This is a genomic window from Solirubrobacter ginsenosidimutans (genome assembly GCF_027587205.1).
In genome coordinates this window covers 23162-39594 of sequence record NZ_JAPDOD010000043.1, presented here as the reverse complement: position 1 = coordinate 39594, position 16433 = coordinate 23162, and the positions used below count along the sequence as shown (strand labels likewise).

The 16433-nt window shown below is 70.6% G+C and carries 16 protein-coding genes and 1 other RNA gene; 7 read left to right on the top strand and 10 right to left on the bottom strand.

What is annotated here, in order from left to right:
• Positions 1-70 precede the first annotated feature (70 nt).
• Both OM076_RS33245 and OM076_RS33240 read left to right on the top strand, forming a co-directional pair.
• Positions 71-922 carry an SDR family NAD(P)-dependent oxidoreductase gene (locus OM076_RS33245; RefSeq protein WP_270044460.1) on the top strand — a complete coding sequence of 284 codons (852 nt, stop codon included), beginning with the start codon at positions 71-73 and terminating at the stop codon, positions 920-922.
• Positions 919-1686, top strand: a complete 768-nt coding sequence (locus OM076_RS33240) for a glucose 1-dehydrogenase (RefSeq protein WP_270044459.1) — start codon at positions 919-921, stop codon at positions 1684-1686. The genes OM076_RS33245 and OM076_RS33240 overlap by 4 nt, the downstream gene beginning before the upstream one ends.
• A 126-nt stretch (positions 1687-1812) precedes the next feature.
• Here the strand turns inward: OM076_RS33240 and ssrA are convergent.
• Both ssrA and OM076_RS33230 read right to left on the bottom strand, forming a co-directional pair.
• Positions 1813-2196, bottom strand: a transfer-messenger RNA (tmRNA) gene (gene ssrA / locus OM076_RS33235).
• Positions 2197-2214: 18 nt separating this feature from the next.
• On the bottom strand, positions 2215-3393 hold the full coding sequence (locus OM076_RS33230; RefSeq protein WP_270044458.1) for a hypothetical protein: 1179 nt from the start codon (positions 3391-3393) through the stop codon (positions 2215-2217).
• A 34-nt stretch (positions 3394-3427) separates the two neighbouring features.
• On the opposite strand from OM076_RS33230, the gene OM076_RS33225 reads away from it, so the two are divergent.
• Together OM076_RS33225 and OM076_RS33220 are read left to right on the top strand one after the other, a co-directional pair.
• A complete protein-coding gene (locus OM076_RS33225; protein ID WP_270044457.1) occupies positions 3428-4783 on the top strand; it encodes a dihydrolipoyl dehydrogenase family protein in 1356 nt (451 codons plus the stop codon).
• A 227-nt stretch (positions 4784-5010) separates the two neighbouring features.
• On the top strand, positions 5011-5856 hold the full coding sequence (locus OM076_RS33220; protein ID WP_270044456.1) for a glutathione S-transferase family protein: 846 nt from the start codon (positions 5011-5013) through the stop codon (positions 5854-5856).
• Here OM076_RS33220 and smpB read toward each other — a convergent pair.
• The 4 genes from smpB to OM076_RS33200 are packed head-to-tail and all read right to left on the bottom strand — an operon-like array spanning position 5846 to position 9386.
• Positions 5846-6289, bottom strand: coding sequence for an SsrA-binding protein SmpB (gene smpB, locus OM076_RS33215; RefSeq protein ID WP_270044455.1), 444 nt, complete (start codon positions 6287-6289; stop codon positions 5846-5848). The genes OM076_RS33220 and smpB overlap by 11 nt on opposite strands.
• Before the next feature lie 19 nt (positions 6290-6308).
• A complete protein-coding gene (locus OM076_RS33210; protein ID WP_270044454.1) occupies positions 6309-6674 on the bottom strand; it encodes a hypothetical protein in 366 nt (121 codons plus the stop codon).
• Positions 6675-6705: 31 nt separating this feature from the next.
• The gene (locus OM076_RS33205; protein ID WP_270044453.1) at positions 6706-8049 is read right to left on the bottom strand and encodes a DUF1501 domain-containing protein; all 1344 of its coding nucleotides are present in this window, start codon (positions 8047-8049) and stop codon (positions 6706-6708) included.
• A 2-nt stretch (positions 8050-8051) separates the two neighbouring features.
• On the bottom strand, positions 8052-9386 hold the full coding sequence (locus tag OM076_RS33200; protein ID WP_270044452.1) for a DUF1800 domain-containing protein: 1335 nt from the start codon (positions 9384-9386) through the stop codon (positions 8052-8054).
• Between the two features lie 87 nt (positions 9387-9473).
• Here OM076_RS33200 and OM076_RS33195 point away from each other — a divergent pair, with 87 nt between their 5' ends.
• Positions 9474-11087 carry a Flp family type IVb pilin gene (locus OM076_RS33195; protein ID WP_270044451.1) on the top strand — a complete coding sequence of 538 codons (1614 nt, stop codon included), beginning with the start codon at positions 9474-9476 and terminating at the stop codon, positions 11085-11087.
• Here OM076_RS33195 and OM076_RS33190 read toward each other — a convergent pair.
• The gene (locus OM076_RS33190; protein ID WP_270044450.1) at positions 11068-12375 is read right to left on the bottom strand and encodes a transaminase; all 1308 of its coding nucleotides are present in this window, start codon (positions 12373-12375) and stop codon (positions 11068-11070) included. The two genes, OM076_RS33195 and OM076_RS33190, sit on opposite strands and share 20 nt — an antisense overlap.
• A gap of 25 nt (positions 12376-12400) precedes the next feature.
• Between OM076_RS33190 and OM076_RS33185 the strand changes: the two genes are divergently transcribed.
• Positions 12401-12796, top strand: coding sequence for a DUF4259 domain-containing protein (locus OM076_RS33185; RefSeq protein WP_270044449.1), 396 nt, complete (start codon positions 12401-12403; stop codon positions 12794-12796).
• Here the strand turns inward: OM076_RS33185 and OM076_RS33180 are convergent.
• The 3 genes from OM076_RS33180 to OM076_RS33170 are packed head-to-tail and all read right to left on the bottom strand — an operon-like array spanning position 12793 to position 16075.
• Positions 12793-14496, bottom strand: a complete 1704-nt coding sequence (locus tag OM076_RS33180) for a ribonuclease R family protein (RefSeq protein ID WP_270044448.1) — start codon at positions 14494-14496, stop codon at positions 12793-12795. The two genes, OM076_RS33185 and OM076_RS33180, sit on opposite strands and share 4 nt — an antisense overlap.
• Positions 14493-15674 carry a S41 family peptidase gene (locus tag OM076_RS33175; RefSeq protein WP_270044447.1) on the bottom strand — a complete coding sequence of 394 codons (1182 nt, stop codon included), beginning with the start codon at positions 15672-15674 and terminating at the stop codon, positions 14493-14495. Before OM076_RS33175 ends, OM076_RS33180 begins: the two co-directional genes overlap by 4 nt.
• Before the next feature lie 29 nt (positions 15675-15703).
• Positions 15704-16075: an ATP-binding protein gene (locus tag OM076_RS33170; protein WP_270044446.1), complete on the bottom strand. Its 372-nt coding sequence runs from the start codon at positions 16073-16075 to the stop codon at positions 15704-15706.
• Between OM076_RS33170 and OM076_RS33165 the strand changes: the two genes are divergently transcribed.
• Complete coding sequence (locus tag OM076_RS33165) at positions 16045-16431, top strand: STAS domain-containing protein (RefSeq protein WP_505017725.1); 387 nt, start codon at positions 16045-16047, stop codon at positions 16429-16431. The genes OM076_RS33170 and OM076_RS33165 overlap by 31 nt on opposite strands.
• The last annotated feature ends 2 nt before the right edge of the window (positions 16432-16433 follow it).

Below are 16433 nucleotides of genomic sequence, written 5' to 3'. Positions count from 1 at the left end.
GAGGCACTGCCAGTACCTGGGTCGACAGAGACTCCCACTGTTCGTCGGCGCGCGCTTTCTTGGAAGGGCAATGACTGACACCAAGACATGGATCATCACCGGCGCCGGCCGCGGCCTGGGCGTCGACATCGCCACCGCCGCCCTCGCCGCCGGACACAACGTCGTCGCCACCGGGCGCAACCCCGGCACCGTCACCAGCGCGCTCGGCGACGCCGAGAACCTCCTCGTGCTCACGCTCGACGTCACCGACGCCGAGCAGATCGACGCGGCGGTCGAGGCCACGATCGAGCGCTTCGGCTCCGTCGACGTCCTGGTCAACAACGCGGCCAGCTTCTACGCCGGCTTCTTCGAGGAGCTCACGCCCGAGCAGATGCAGCGCCAGCTCGCCGTGAGCCTGCTTGGCCCGATGAACGTGACGCGCGCGGTCCTGCCGGTCATGCGCAGCCAGCGCTCCGGGCACGTGATCACGATCTCCTCCTCGGCCGGGTTCGCGGGCTTTGAGTACGGGTCCGCGTATGCCGCGTCGAAGTTCGGCGTCGATGGCTGGATGGAGTCGCTCGCGCCCGAGATCGAGCCCTTCGGCATCCACGCCACGGTCGTAAACCCCGGCTTCTTCCGCACCGAGCTACTCACGCAGGAGTCGACGAACTACGCGCCGGCGTCGATCGAGGACTACGCCGAGCGCAACGCCGGCCAGCGTGCGTTCTGGGACGGGATGAACGGCAAGCAGGGCGGCGACCCGGCCAAGCTCGCGCAGGCGCTGGTGACCCTTGCCGGCGAGCCGCAGCCGCCGCTTCGCTTCATCGCCGGCGCCGACGCGATCGCCCAAGCAGAAGACAAGCTCGCCGAACGCCAGGCACAGATCGACGCCCACCGCGACCTGTCGTGCTCACTGGCGCTCGCCACGGCCGAGATCGCGTGACCCCCACCTATGACTTCAACGGTCAGGTCGCCCTGGTCACCGGCGCAAGCTCCGGCATGGGCCTCGCGACCGCGCAGGCCTTCGCCGATGCCGGCGCCGCTGTCGTGCTCGCCGACATCAACCCGGACGCCCTGCGCGCCGCCACCGACGCACTGACGGCGGCCGGCCATCAGGCGATCGGCGTCACCTGCGACGTCGCCGACGAGGCACAGGTCGCCGCGATGATCGAGCGCACCGTCGCGACCTACGGCCGCCTCGACATGGCCTTCAACAACGCCGGCATCGTCGGCTACACCGGCGACATCGCCGACGAACCCGCGGCGGACTTCGACCGCGTGACCGCCATCAACCTGCGCGGCATCTGGACCTGCATGAAGCACGAACTGCTCCAGATGCGCACGCAGAAGAGCGGCGCGATCGTCAACTGCTCCTCGCTCGGCGGCCTCGTCGGCCAAGCCGGCCGCGCGTCCTATCACGCGGCCAAGCACGGCGTGATCGGCCTGACCAAGAGCGCCGCCATGGACTACGCGCCGCTCGGCATCCGCATCAACGCCGTCTGCCCCGGCGTGATCGACACCCCGATGGCCGCCGACCTGATCGAAAACCAGCCCGAAGCGATGGAACAGGTCATGCGCGACCAGCCGATCGGCCGCGTCGGCCGCGCCGACGAGATCGCCGCCGCCGTGCTCTGGCTCGCCAGCCCCGGCGCCAGCTTCGTCCTCGGCGTCGCCCTACCTGTCGACGGCGGCTTCGTCGCACACTGACCTCGTGTGAACGTGCCGACCTCCACCGTCCAGCAGCGGGTTTCGAGTGCGCGGCGCTTCGCGCCCAAGAACGACAAAAGCCGCTGCACAGGGACCGAATTCGTGGTCCTGCGCAACGGCCTTTACCAGTGGAGACGGCGGGAATTGAACCCGCGTCCGCGATCGCGTAAAGAACGGTATCTACGAGCGTATCCGGTGCTCTAAATCTCGCTCCCCACTCGCTTCACCGGCGAGGTTGTGGGGCGCCAGCCTGATCGAATTTCCCTTTGGTCAGCTCAGGCGGGCTGATCCTCCAGTAGTCCTGCTATCTGACTCGGCCTGATCCCGTCGCAGGCTCCGGGGGCCGAGACTCACTGCCTAGTTTCGGCTAGACGGCGAGCGGGAAGTCGTGGCTGGTCGCCACGGCCGTGCGAGAATTCGCATTTGTTGTTACCGGGGTTTTACGAGGCCTCCGGTACCTCGACTCGCAACCGCCCCCACGAACCGACCACGTCGAAGCCTGTCGTCCCCGGGGTTGGTGATGCCCGTTCATTGTAGACGTGGGCGGTAGCCCGGGCAATGCGGGAAGGCCTTCGGGTCGGAGAAGCCGACTTTTGCGCGCGTGGCGAGGACGAGCATCGGGTTCGGGTCGTCACCGCTGCGCAGGAACCGCGTGCCGGAGAACGCGAAGCGCCCGAGGTAGAACCCGGCCTTCGGGCGCTTGAGCTCGAGCCGCATGCGCTTGGCGTCGAACGTCCCGCTCGCGGTCTGCACCTTGCGCAGCTTGAACCGCGCGCCCTTGCACCCGGTCGCGCGCGAGAGCGTGACGGTGCCGCGCCCACCGCCGGCGAGCTCCGGCCATTCGGCCACGAACGTGAACCCCACGCGCGATGCCTTGGGACGCGAGACGGTGCCGGTGCGGCGGCGGAAGTCGCTGCGGACGTCGACGGGCAGCGGCGCCGACCACGGGGTGCCGAAGATGACCGTGTCGCGGTTGTCATCCTGCCCCTCGACCACGCCGCGGGCAACGCACGCCCACGGCCCAGGGCGCGGGAACACCCGCTCGACCACGGCAGGGTGATCGAAGCTCCCATCCGGCACGACCACCGCGCCGGTGATGGACCCGTCGGCGGCCACGGTGCCGTTGAGCGCGCAGCGGACGTCGGGGGAGCCGCCCGGCGGCACGGGCGCCTGGACGCCGACGAACGGATTGCCCGCGAGCGGGGCCACGCGGAAGCTCTGCGGCTCGCCGACCTGCACGGGCGCGACGTGCACGTCGACGGAGAACGCCCCAGCGGTGGACGCGCCCGCGGTCTGGCAGTCCCGGTCGGCACCGACCGACACGCTGACGCTGTACGCGCCGTTGCCCTCGAACTGCAGCTCGGGGCCGGCCTCGACGATCGTCCCCGGCACCCCCGCGCGGCCGACGCAGAACGGCGACGACGCGGAGGGCTGTGTCGGGCTGCCGTCGGGCACACCGGTCACGGAGAGCGCGACCCGCTGGAACTCGTTCGCTTGCCCTGACGCCTGTAGGCGATAGCCGATCAGGTAGCCACCCAGATAGTTGAGCGCGGGTGCCGTCGCGAGCGGGATCCAGTCGCCCGCGGGCTCGTGCGTGTTCCAGGTCTGCGGGCGGACGAACAGCTCCGGCGGGGCGAACGCGGGCGCGGGCGCGGCGATGACGAGGCTCAAGAGCGCACCCGCCAATCCGGCAGCCCGGCGTGTCACGCAAGGACACTAACGGCCGTTAGGGTGCGAGTCCATGCGGAGCTTCGATGTGGTGGTGGTCGGCGCGGGCCCGGCCGGCGAAGTGGCGGCGGGGCGGCTGGCTGAGAAGGGCCTGAAGGTCGCGATCGTCGAGGACCGGCTGGTCGGCGGCGAGTGCTCGTTCTGGGCGTGCATGCCGTCGAAGGCGCTGCTGCGGCCCTACGAGGCGCTCGCGGAGGTCGAGCGGATCCCCGGCGCGGCCGAAGCGGTGACCGGCAAGCTCGACGTCGCGGCGGTGCTCGCGCGACGCGACCAGATCGTCCACGACCTCTCCGACGACGCCCAGCTGCCGTGGCTCGAGGACCGCGGGATCGAGCTGATCCGCGGCCACGGGCGGCTCTCCGGCGAGCGGCGGGTCACCGTCTCAGGCGAGGAGATCGCGGCCAAGCGCGCCGTCTTCCTGGCGCCGGGCTCCGGGCCCAAGCTGCCGCCGATCCCCGGCCTGGACGGCATCGACGGCGAGTGGACGAACCGCGATGCGACGACCACCCATGAGATCCCCGAACGGCTCGTGGTGCTCGGCGGCGGCGTGGTCGGCGTGGAGCTCTCGCAGGCGTTCCAGACGCTCGGCAGCCAGGTGACGCTGATCGAGGGCGCGCGCCGGCTCATCCCCAACGAGGAGGAGTTCGCCTGCGTCCAGCTGACCGCCGCGCTGCGCGACTACGGGGTCGAGATCCGCACGGCGCAGAAGGCCGAGGCGATCGAGCAGCACGACGACGGCACGATCACCGTCACGACCACCGACGGCGGCACGGTGCTCGCCGACAAGGTCCTGGTCGCGCTCGGCCGCACGCCGCTGACCAAGGACCTCGGGCTCGAGGTCGTCGGGCTCAAGCCCGGCGAACTGATCCACGTCGACGCCCACAACCGCGTCCCCGGCCACGACTGGCTGTACGCGATCGGCGACGTCAACGGCAAGGCGCTGTTCACCCACATGGGCAAGTACCAGGCGCGGATCTCCGCTGACCATGTGCTCGGCCACGACCACGTGATCTCCCACGGCGCCGACGGCCCGCTCTCGCCGCGCGTGATCTTCACCGAGCCGCAGGTCGCGGCGGTCGGCCACACGAGCGAGACCGCCGAGGAGGCGGGGCTGATCTTCGACATCGTCGAGACGTCGACGTCGGGCAACGCCGGCGGGTCCTTCTACGGCCGCAACGCGCCGGGGACGACGCGCTGGATCGTCGACCGCGAGCGGCGGATCGTCGTCGGCTGCACGATCACGGGCGCCGAGATCGCGGACTTCCTGCACGCGGCGACGATCGCCATCGTGGGTGAGGTGCCGGTCGAGCGGCTCCGTCACGCTGTGCCGAGCTTCCCCACCAGATCTGAAATCTGGTTGAAGCTTTAAAAGAAGAAGACGCGGAGGGAGCCGCTCGAGGTCCCTCCGTGAGTCTTCCAGTGCAAGCACTGAGCGACTCGCTTCGGGCGGCGGGCCTTTCGCCTCATGGCCTCGCTCTTTGCGTCTCCGACCTCCGCGTCTAAGAACAGTTTTTCGCCACGTGCCGTACGGCACAAGGGGTCAGAACGCGTTGATTCCGCAATCTCCGGAAAATTCGCCCTTCCATACTGGATGGCGTGACCTCCGGAGCCTTCGTTCGCCAGCAGTCGCGTTTCCGGGGCCGCCCGCACGGCGGTCCTGAGCGCCACCACCTCTACGTCGCCCTCGCCTGCCCCTGGTCGCAGCGAGCGGTGATCGTCCGCGCCGTCCTCGGTCTAAGCGAGGTGCTCGACATCTCCTATGCCGACCCGTACCGCGACGAGCGCGGCTGGGCCTTCACCGGCGGGCGCTTCACCGACGAGCTCAACGGGTTCGACTTCCTCGAGCAGGCCTACCGGGCCACCGATCCCGGCTACGACGGCCGCGTCTCGGTCCCCGTGCTGTGGGACAAGGAGGACCGGCTGATCGTCTCCAACGAGTCCGCCGACATCGTCCGCATCTTCAATGACTGGGCTGGCGGCGACCTCTACCCGCCGGAGCTCCAGGAGGAGATCGACGGCTTGAACGAGTGGATCTACAGCGAGCTCCAGAACGGGGTCTACCGCGCCGGGTTCGCCCGCTCGCAGGAGGCCTATGACGAGGCGTTCCGCGGCGTCTTCACCTCGCTCGAGCGGCTGGAGACCCACCTGCAGGAGCGCGTCTACCTCGCCGGCGACCGGATCACCGAGGCCGACTGGCGCCTGCTGCCGACGCTGCTGCGCTTCGACGCCGTCTACCACACCCACTTCCGCTGCAACGGCAAGCGCCTGATCGAGTACCCGAACCTCCTGCGCTACACGACCGACCTCTACAACCAGCCGCACATCGCCGAGACGTTCGCGCTGGAGGAGATCAAGCGCCACTACTACACGACCCACGACGAGCTGAACCCGAAGCGGATCATCCCCGCCGGGCCGCTCGACCTCGGGTTCACTAGCGCCTGAACGACCGTTCCATCTCGCGCTTCATCTCGCGCTCCTTGATCGACTGGCGCTTGTCGCCGACGTCCTTGCCGCGGGCGAGCGCGATCTCGACCTTGGCGCGATTGGAGTCCGCGAAATACATCCGCGTCGGGACGAGCGTCAGGCCCTTCTCCTTGGTCTTGCCGATCAGCCGCTCGATCTCGCGCCGGTGCATGAGCAGCTTGCGCGGGCGCTCGGGCTCGTGGTTCTCGCGCGTGGCGGGGCCGTAGGGCGGGATGTGGACGTTGTGCAGCCACACCTCGCCGTTCTGGATCGCGGCGTAGCCGTCCTTCAGCTGCGCCTTGCCGTCGCGCAGCGACTTCACCTCGGTACCCGTGAGGACCATGCCGGCCTCCCACTTGTCCATCAAGTGGTAGCGGTAGGACGCGGAGCGGTTGGAGGCGATGTCGGCCACCTCTCTATTTTGGCAGGCGCTACTTCACGGTCAGCGTCGCGCGCATGCCGGCGGCCTTGTGGCCGGGCAACGAGCAGTACAGCGTCCAGCGACCTTTGGTCAACTTCCCGCGCCACTCGGCGACCGCGCCCGGAAGCGTCTCCGGAACCGTGGCGGGCCACGCGGAAGCATGCCCGCGCGGCGGAGCGAGCCGCAGGTCGTGCGGGTCCTCGCCGCGGATCGCGAGCTGGACGATCGCCGGCCCGGCGTTGACCGTCGTCCGCGACAGCGTGAAGCGAAACTCGGTCGCCTCGACCAGGACGCGCGCAGGCGCGGCGGCCGAAGCGGGCGCCGCGAGCGCGCCGACGGCGACCGCCGCGGCAACGATCCGGCGCGAAGTGGTCACGTATCCACCTCACAGGTGGATTCGTGACCACTCACTTGAGGATCACCGGGCGGCCGATGCCCCGCGCGTCCGGCAACACGGCCGCCGGGTCGACGCCGAACCAGTCGCCACACAAGGCGCCGTAGACGCCGCGGAAGTCCGAAGTCGCGCGCAGGTTGCCGTCCTTGTCGAGCTGCGACAGGCCCGGGAACTCGCCGACCATCCGGCCCGCAATCCGCGAGCCGATCAAGAATCCGCAGCCGGCCGCGCCGTGGTCGGTGCCCGAGCCGTTCTCCTGGGCGCGCCGCCCGAACTCCGACCACACCAGCACCAGGACGCGGTCGGCGAGCCCGCGCGCTTCGACGTCGCGCTGGAAGGCGAGCAGCGAGTCGAACGTGAGCTGGAGGTTCTTGGGCAGCGACGCAGCCTGGTTGGCGTGCGTGTCGTACGCGCCCGGAGCGTTGATCGAGGCGACGCGGACCGGCAACCCGGCGCCGAGCATCGCCGCAAAGCCAGCGAGCCGCTTCGGGAAGGCATCCGAGGTCTCGGGATAGGCCGCGGCGGGCGTGTAGGCCGGCTTGCCGTCGGCGCCCAGCGGCGCCAGCGCGTCACGCACCCCACCCGCGAACGCCGCCGCCTGCGCGGCCTGCGCGACGGCGGGATCGGCAGAGCCGCGCAGCGCGTGACCGATGTTCGTGAACGCCGGCACCGCCAGGTCCTCCGCGGACCCCCACGCGCCCGGCGTCCAGAAGCCCGAGTCCTCCGGCTTGTTGATCGCCGCGACGGGGTTGCGCGCCGTCGCCAAGGTGGGTGAGAGCTGCCCGTCGAGGGACACGCCCTGCAGCGGGTTGTCCGGCGAGCCGACGCGATCCAGCACCCGCCCGAGCCAGCCGGTCCGGAGATGGGGATCGAGCGCGCCCACCTCCCAGAAATGCCGCGAGGTGAAGTGCGACTGGTCCGCGTTCGTGTAGCCGACCGCGGGCAGCACGGAGACCTTGCCCTCGGCGTGCAGATCGGCCAGAGCAGAAGCCGACGGATGCCACGCCAACCGCGAATCCTCGGTGAACTCCCGCCCACCGTCCACCGCCAAGGTCGGCCGCAACGCCCGATACCGCGGGTCCCCCACCGGCGCCAGCAGCGACAGCGAGTCCACGCCGCCGTCCATGAAGACGCTCAACAACACGGTGCCCGGTCCCGCGGCCTGCGCCTGCGCGACCCCCGTCTCGAACCACGGCGCCTTGGCCAGCGCGCCTGCCCCGTAGACGGCCAGACCCAGCCCCGCCGAGCGCAGCAGGAAGGAGCGGCGGGAGAGCCCGGTGCCGGCCGGCTCGGGCATGCCCGCCTCGATCGCGGGGAGCCCGGCCGACGCGCGGGCGTGTTCGTCGCAACAGTCCATGCTCAGCTCGTCAGGTAGTCGGGCGAGGTGGCGACCAGCATCCGTAGCGCGTTCAGCGCGAGCACGGGCGTCACGGTCTTCTCCCACTTCTCGGTCGCGGTGGCCAACGTGTCGGCCGCGTACTTCTCAAGGCCGGCGCGAACCGTCGAAGAGATCGCCGGCGAGCCCCAGAACGCGACCGCCTCCGAGACCAGCTCGGCGGGCGCGTTCGGCACGTTCGGCGCGTCCTTCTCGGGGTCCAGCCGTGCGGGCTCGCAGATGTACTGCGCCATCTGCCAGCGGGCGCGGAAGGTCGCCGTGTCCAGCCAGCGCGTGTCGTCCCACCCGCTCACGTTGGGCGGCAGGAACAGGTACTGCCCCGCGCCGTCGCACAGCCACGCCCACGCGTCGGTGTCGATCCCGCGGCCGACCGCGCGCAGCATCCCCGCGGCCTGCACGACCGGCGGCTTGACCATCCGCTTCCCGCCCGCGTACAGGTCCGGGTGGGCGAGGATCACCTCCAGCAGCGGCCGCACCTCGCGTCCGCCCGCGACGTACATCCGCGAGAGCGCCTTGACCGTCGACGGCGACGGCTTCGACGGGATGAAATACGACCACAGCTTGGTGACCATGAACTCGGGATGCCGGCGATGGCGGGTGACCAGCCGCACGCCCTCCTGCCAGCCGAACTTCCCGCGCTTGCGGTAGATGCGCTTGGCGCCCGCGTCGTGGAACTTCTGGTCGAAGCGGAAGCGCGTCGGGCCGGAGTCCTTCCAGTCGTTGCGAAAGCCGGTGAACGCGCGGGCGAGCTGGCGGACGTCGCCCTCGCTGTAGCCGTGCCCGGCGCCGAGACAGAACAGCTCCTGCAGCTCGCGCGCGTAGTTCTCGTTGACGTCCCAGCGGTTGTTGGACGTGCCGTTGAGCCACAGCAGCATCGCCGGGTCGCGGGTGATGTCGAGCGCCAGCTCCTCGAAGTTGCCCAGCGCGTGGCGGCGCAGCAGCGTGTTCTGCTGCAGCATCAGCCGCTGCGGCACGCCGGACTTCGACGTCGCGAACCAGTCGTGCCAGACGAGCGTCATGCGCTCGACGAGCGGCGCCTCGGTGCGGACCATGCGATCCAGCCACCACAGGTGGTCGTGGCCCCAGGCGTCCTTGGGCGCGAGCGCGCCCTTGCCGTCGGTCGGGTTCGGCCCGCTCAGCCGCTTCGAACCCGGACGTGTGAGCGACCGCACCGCGCCATGCAGGCCCAGCTTCGCGAGCGTCTCCGCCTGCCCGGGCTTGGGCCCGAAACCGGCGCGCCACAACAGCCGCGCGGCCTGTTCGGGACCGAAGGCGCCACGATAGGACGGAATTCCCACACAAGGCAGATCGGCAGGTCCCACGCCAGAGTTGAGACCCGCGACCCATGGTCATACGCGCCGCGCGGACCTACTGTCGAGCCCACGATGCGCGACGAGCGCGGACAAACCGCCGCCGAGTACCTGGGGATCCTGCTGCTCGTCGCGGCGGTCATCGCCGCCCTGGTCCTGATCCAGCCCGCGCCCGCGATCGCCGGCGGCATCAAGCACGCGATCTGCTCGATCCTGCAGCAGGACTGCGACGCCGCCGCGCCGACGCAGCCCGGCCAGCCCGGCGTGGGCGACAGCGACCTCGACGGCCCGTCGCTCACCGATCACCCACTCGGAGTCCTCCCCTTCCCCGGCTCGGCCACCGTCACCTGCACCTACGACGAGCGCGACCCGGAGAAGTGCATGCCCAAGGGCGGGCCCGGCGTGTCCGTGCAGGCCAGCGGCGAGATCAAGGTCGAGCGCACGCCGACCGCGATGGACGCCAACGGCTGCCCGTGGCAGAACCTCTCGGTGCAGACGAAGCTCCAGCTCAGCGCCAACGCCGAGGCCAAGGGCGCCAAGGCCGGCGGGTCATTGAGCGGGTATCTCGGCCAGAGCTCGACCTACCAGGTGACCGTCGATCCCGGCCAGGCGGACGACATCGCCGACGGCAAGCGCCCGCCGCCCAACCCGGTCGACCCGACCACGATCCACAACGGCGAGAGCGTCCAGCTCACCGAGGACACCTACGCGGGCATGAACGCCAAGGCGTCCTACCGCGCGATCCAGGTCGAGCTGGGCTACGACGAGGGGCACCGCGTGTCCAGCGGCGTCAAGCGCATCAGCCCGACGACGGTGCGGGTCCTCGTCGGCGACTCGGACTTCGTCAAGCAGGCGCTCAAGCTCGGCGTCGGCTACAAGGACGTCGCGCTCTCGCTCGGCAACAGCAAGGACCTCGCCGACGGCAAGCTGCACGCGGTCGACATCGACATCTCAAACCAAGCCGGTTGGGACGCCTACCAGGCGTTCCTGAGCTCCGGCAAGCTCCCGAAGGAAGGCACGCCGGGCACGGTCAACCCGACGAAGGCCGAGACCCTCGTCTACACCGACGTCACGAGCCTCGAGGCCAAGCTCGGCGGCCTCAAGCTCGGCGGGCGCGTCGGCAGCTCCGAGGGTCGCGTGACCGAGACCCACAACGCCGACGGCACGACCGACACGGTCGCGTTCGCCCGCTACAACGACGTCGGCATCGCCGTGACGACGAAGAAGGACGCCGACGGCAACGTCGTCGGCACCCCCACCCGGTCGCTGCTGCTGCAGAACGTCGACCCCTCGCTGACGGGCGGCATCATCCAGGCCACGGGCGGGAAGGCGCCGGACGACCCCGGCCACGACATCCGCCTGGACTTCACCGAGGACCAGCTCGAGACGCTGCGCCAGGTCGCCCTCACCCGCCTCGCCGACAAGGTCGCGATGAACCGCGGCCGCCGCCCCTCCAACGACGAGATCGCCCAGTCGCTGCGCGACAACCACGGCATCGTCAAGATCGACGGCGTCTCCTACGACTTCGGCGGCGTCGAGTCACTGCTCGGCGCCGCGAGCACCCCCGAGGAGGCGCTGATGGCGCTCTACCGCGGCGGGGCGAGCTCCGGCGCCGTCGCCCAGGCGCTCGAGCTGATGCTGCTCGACAGCGGCAAGCAGCTCGACATCGTCAACGTCCCGAAGTGCTGACGGCCTCCGCGAATACGGCGGTGTGACGGTCGACGTCCGCGGCGGTCGTCGTGGGCGCCATCAACGCCATGTTGTGAAACGGCGTCAGCAGCACGCCGCGGTTGAGCGCGAACAGGTGCAGGTAGCGCTCCAGATCGGGATCGGAGGCGAGGTGCGCCTGCGTGCCGTTGCGGGCAGGCGCGGCTTCGAAGCGATATTCGGCGCGGCAGCCGAGCTGGGTCACGTTCCACTCCCGCTCGCCGAACCCGGCGCGGACGCCGTCCGCGAACCGCGCGGCGAGCGGGATCGTGTGCTCCCACACGTCGTCGGTCAGCACGGAGCCGAGCGTCGCCCGCATCGCGGCGAGCGAGAGCGCGTTGCCCGCCAGCGTCCCACCCACCCCGCCCGTGTCCTCGTAGTCGGCCTCGACCGCGGCGAGCATCCGTTCCTCGACGTGCGCCGACAGGCCGAGCGCGCCGCACGGCACGCCGCCGCCGATCGCCTTGCCGATCGTCAGCAGGTCCGGCTCCAGGTCCCACGCCCGCGTGCACCCGCCCGGGCCGGCGGAGAAGGTGTGCGTCTCGTCGATGATCAGCAGCGTGCCGTAGGTCGAGCACAGCGCCCGCAGCGCGTCGTGATAGCCGTCGTCCGGCAGGACGATGCCCATGTTGGTCATCGCCGGCTCGGCCAGCACGCACGCGATGTCGCCGCTCGCCAAGGCCAATTCCAGCGCGTCGACGTCGTTGAACTCGATCGCCGTCGTGGTCTGCGCGACGTCGACCGGCGGCCCCACATTGCCCGCGCGCGAGACCGTCACGCCGCCCTCGCCCACCGCGAACGCCTCGTCGACGGACCCGTGGTAGCAGTAGGAATAGACGAGCACGCGCGGCCGGCCGGTGAGCATGCGGGCGATCCGCAGCGCCGTCCGGTTGGCGTCCGTCGCGGTCAAAGTGAAGAGCCAGCGAGGGAGCGTGAAGCGCCGCGTCAGCTCCTCCCCCACCCACGCCGCGTCCTCGGTCGGCAGCATCGTGGTGATCCCGCGCGGCGCGCGCAGGACCTCGAGCACCGGCGCCGGCGAATGGCCCGCCATCGCGCCGGTGTCGCCGAGGCACAGGTCGACGAACTCGACGCCGTCCGCGCAGGTCACGCGCGACCCGCTGGCTGACTCGACGGCGACCGGATACCCACCCGCCCAGAGCATCATCCACGGCATCGGCACCCCGCCGAACAGCGACCCCCGCGCCCGCTCGTGCAGCGCCGCGCAGCGCGGGTGCAGCTCCCTGAACCGGTCCAGTTCCACGTCGAGCATGCGCGGAGTTCTACTGTGCCGCGCCATGGGAGCATGGGGAGAAGGCGTTCTGGAGAACGACGCGGCGCTCGATTGGCTCGGCGAGCTCGAGGAACAGCCACAGATCCAGACGGTGACGTTCGCACTGTCGGACGCCGCAGGGACGGACGACTACCTCGCGGCCAGCGCCGGCTGCGAGGCACTGGTGGCCGCCGAGCTGGTGGCCTACGCGCTTGGCCGCCCGCCGAGCGAGCCGGAGGAGCGCCTCGCCACGCTCGCCGACGAGCTGGCCGGCCTGCGCGAGCACGCGAACCTCGCGGTGCGCGCGGTGGCGATCGTCGCCGACGCCGATCATTCGGAGCTCACCGACCTCTGGACCGAGGACGGTCCCAATGCTGACTGGGACGCGGTGCTCGCCGACCTGCGTTCCCGCCTCGGTTAGAGCTCGACGGGCAGGAGGTCGACGCGGCCGCGGATCGCGTCGACCTTTTCGACCTGCACGCGCACGGGGTCCCCGAGCCGCAGGCGCTTGCCGGAGGACGCGGCGATCAGCGCGGTCTCGAGCTCGTTGAGGTTCCAGTAGTCGCCGCGCAGGTTGCGCACGGCGAGCATGCCCTCGAAGCCGTCGAAGGCGACGAACGCGCCCGCGTTGATCACGCCGATCACCTCGCCCTCGAGCTCCTGGTGGAAGGCGCGCTCCTCGAAGAGCTTGCGCTCGAGCAGGAACGCGCGGGCGATGTTGTCGGCGGTGCGCTCGATGCTCATCGCGTCGCGCTCGCGCGCCGAGCACCACTCGCCCGCCGCTTCGAGGTCGGACGCGCGCACGGTGGCCTCGCCCGCGCCGATCGCGTTCAGCAGCGCCCGGTGCACGATCAGGTCGGGGTAGCGGCGGATCGGCGAGGTGAAGTGGCAATAGCGCTCCGAACGCAGGCCGTAGTGGCCGAGGTTGCGCGGCGAGTAGCGGGCCTGCTTCAAGGACCGCAGGACGAGCGACGTGAACGCGGCGCGGCCGTGCCCGCGGCGGCGCACCTCGGCGTCGACCAAGTGCGCGGCCTCGCTCACCAGCTCTCCCGCCTGGTCGGGGGTGAGGTGCTCCGGCGTGGGTGGCGTGGGAACGTCCAGGGACGCCAGCTGCTCGATCAGGCGCTGCACGCGGGGCGGGTCCGGCGGCTCGTGGATGCGAAACAGCGCGGGCAGCTTGCGCGCCTCCAGCAGGCCCGCGACCGCCTCGTTGGCCGCGATCATCAGGAACTCGATCAGCTTGTGCGACTCGGTCTGCTCGGAGGGCAGGAGGGTCTCGACGTGCCCGTCGCGTGAGAAGCCGAACTCGGGCTCGCTCGACTCGACCGCCAGCGCGCCCCGCTGCTCACGCGCGTCGGCCAAGGCGGCAGCGACCTTGCGGGCGGCGGCGAGCGGCTTCGCCCACGGGTCAAGCGCCTGTTCCTCACCGGCGAGGATGCGGTCCACGCGCGGGTAGTCGAGGCGCTCGTCGGAGCGGATGACCGAGCGGTGAAACGCGGTGCGCCGCACCTTCGCGCCCACGAACTCCAGCTCGACCGTCACGGTCAGCCGGTCCTCGCCCGGCACCAGCGAGCAGGCGCGGTTGGACAGCGCCTCGGGCAGCATCGGCTCCACCAGGCCCGGCACGTAGACCGAGTTCGCGCGCCGGAACGCCTCGCGGTCGAGCGCCGATCCGGGCTTCACGAACGCCGAGACGTCGGCGATGTGCACCCACACCCGCACCGCGCCGTCCTCCAGCTCCTCGGCGGAGATCGCGTCGTCGAAGTCGCGCGCCGTCGGCGGGTCGATGGTGAACGTCGTGAGGTCGCGGAAGTCCGTGCGGCCCTCGCTGTCGGCCTCCGACGCCATCACGCGCGCCTCGCGCTCGACGAGCGGATCGAAGCGCCGGCGCAGGCCGCGATGGACGAGCAGCGCGTCGAGCACGTCGCGGGCGACGTCGGGGCGGCCGATCCGCCGCTCGATCCGCCAGCGTCCCCCTTTTCCGGGCACGACCTGGACGAGGTCGCCCACCCGCACACCGCCCTTGGGCTTGTCGGCATTGACCCAGTTGCCGTGCTCGAAGAGCGGCGTCACCCGCCCGCTGCGCTCCAGCACCCCGACGAACGAGGCGCTCTGCCTCACTCGTCGGCCACCGTCTTGAGCGCCGTCTGCAGCGCCTCGTCCTTCGGCGTCTTGGGGTTGTCGGTGGCCTGGATGTCGGGCGTGATGCCCGCGCCCCGGCGCACGCCCCCGCCGCCGAGGTTGCGTCCGGTCGGCGTGAAGTACTCGCCCACCGTGATGTCCAGCGCGCCGCCGTTGGACAGCGACTCGATCTCCTGGAAGACCCCCTTGCCGAACGTGCGCGTCCCGACGACCTTCGCCCGCTTGCGGTCCTGCAGGGCGCCGGTGACGATCTCCGACGCCGACGCCGAAGCCCCGTCGACGAGCACCACGACCGGGATCGACGACTTGATCGCCCCGCCCTCGGCGTTGTAGACCCGCTCGGGCCGCGCTCGGCCCTTGGTCGAGACGACGCGCCCATCGGGCAGGAAGACCGACGCGACCGTCACCGCCTCGTTCAGGAGCCCGCCGCCGTTGTGGCGCAGGTCGAGCACGACGCCCTTCGCCCCCGCCTTGAGCTGCTTGTTGACCGCGTCCTTGACGTCCGTGCCCGAGCCCGACGTGAAGCCGGCCAGCCGCACCCACGCGATCTCCTTGCCGTCGGCGCGCTGCAGCTCGCTCTGCACGATCGGGATGTCGACCTTGGCGCGCTTCATCGTCAGCTTGCGCCCGTCCTGCAGGGTGATCGTGACCGACGAGCCCGCCGGGCCCTTGATCAGCGCCGTCGACTGGTCCGACGTCTTGCCCGCCAGCGACTTGCCGTTGACCGAGACGATCACGTTGCCGACCTTCAGGCCGCTCTCCTTGGCCGGCGAGTCGTCGTAGACCTCCTCGACCCGCAGGCCCTCCTTGACCTCCTGCACGGACATGCCGACGCCTTCGAACTGGCCCTCGGTGTCAAGTTGGAATGACGCGTAGTCCTTGGGCGAGAAGTAGTGCGAGAACTGGTCCTGCAGCGACTCGACCGCGGCCGTGAGCGAGGTGTTCAGGAGCTGCTTGCGATCGATCTTGCGGTAGTAGTCCGCCTGGATCGTGTCGATCGCCTCCTCGTAGAGGCGCCCGTCGCTGTCGCTGACCAGCGCGTTGCGCGCGAACGACGGCAACGTGTTGGGGTGCCCGCCGAGGTAGATGCCCAGGACGAGGGCGATGGGGATCAGGACGGCGAGAAACCCAATCCCTGGAATGCTGCGGCGGCGCATATGCGGCGCCTCACGGTACCGCGCGAATGTCAGCTCGAACTAAGCGGCAGCTCGAACCACACCCGCGCTCGCTCGTCGCGGTCGGCCGCCCAGCGCGAGGCGAGCCGGTCCGTGAAGCGCAACCCCCAGCCGCGATCGGAATCCGGCGGTCGCGGCGGGGGATCGAACCCCGGGCCCGGGTCGAGCACCTCCACACGCAATACACCGTCGCCCAGAGCGATGCGCACCTCCAGGTCTCCCGCCTCCTCCACGTGCTCGACGGCGTTGGCGACCAGCTCGGACAGCAACAGGCGGGCGTTCTCGAACACGCCGGGGTCGACGTCCGCGCGGACGCGCTCGAGAAGCAGGCGCGCTCGCGACGCTGAACTGGGTGACTTCGGAAGCGCAGTCGAGTAGAACACGTGATCACAGAGCGGGTACCCCCCGTACCCGGAGTACAGCCGTGGTTCCATTCGCACTAGAGCGCCAACTTGCCTCCGGCACCGCCCGCATCGTGGTTCGCGGAGAGCTCGACCTGTCCACCGGCCCGCGCGTCGCGGAGGAGATCCGGCACGCCGAGGCGGCCAAGCCGGACTCGCTGATCCTCGATCTGCGCGAGGTCACGTTCTTCGATTCCACCGGCCTGCAGCTGGTGCTCGACGCCGACGTCCGGGCACGTGAAGAGGGCCGCGCGCTGATCGTGCTCCCCGGCGACGGCGAGCCCCGCCGCATCCTCGAGCTCGCCGAGGTGGCCGACCGGCTCCGTCTGGAGGAGTAGCG

Bases quoted from the DNA above. Each gene is read 5' to 3' on its own strand.
- OM076_RS33195 (WP_270044451.1), top strand. From the start codon at position 9,474: ATGCGCGACGAGCGCGGACAAACCGCCGCCGAGTACCTGGGGATCCTG.
- OM076_RS33225 (WP_270044457.1), top strand. From the start codon at position 3,428: ATGCGGAGCTTCGATGTGGTGGTGGTCGGCGCGGGCCCGGCCGGCGAA.
- OM076_RS33185 (WP_270044449.1), top strand. From the start codon at position 12,401: ATGGGAGCATGGGGAGAAGGCGTTCTGGAGAACGACGCGGCGCTCGAT.
- OM076_RS33205 (WP_270044453.1), bottom strand. From the start codon at position 8,049: ATGGACTGTTGCGACGAACACGCCCGCGCGTCGGCCGGGCTCCCCGCG.
- OM076_RS33245 (WP_270044460.1), top strand. From the start codon at position 71: ATGACTGACACCAAGACATGGATCATCACCGGCGCCGGCCGCGGCCTG.
- OM076_RS33175 (WP_270044447.1), bottom strand. From the start codon at position 15,674: ATGCGCCGCCGCAGCATTCCAGGGATTGGGTTTCTCGCCGTCCTGATC.
- OM076_RS33190 (WP_270044450.1), bottom strand. From the start codon at position 12,375: ATGCTCGACGTGGAACTGGACCGGTTCAGGGAGCTGCACCCGCGCTGC.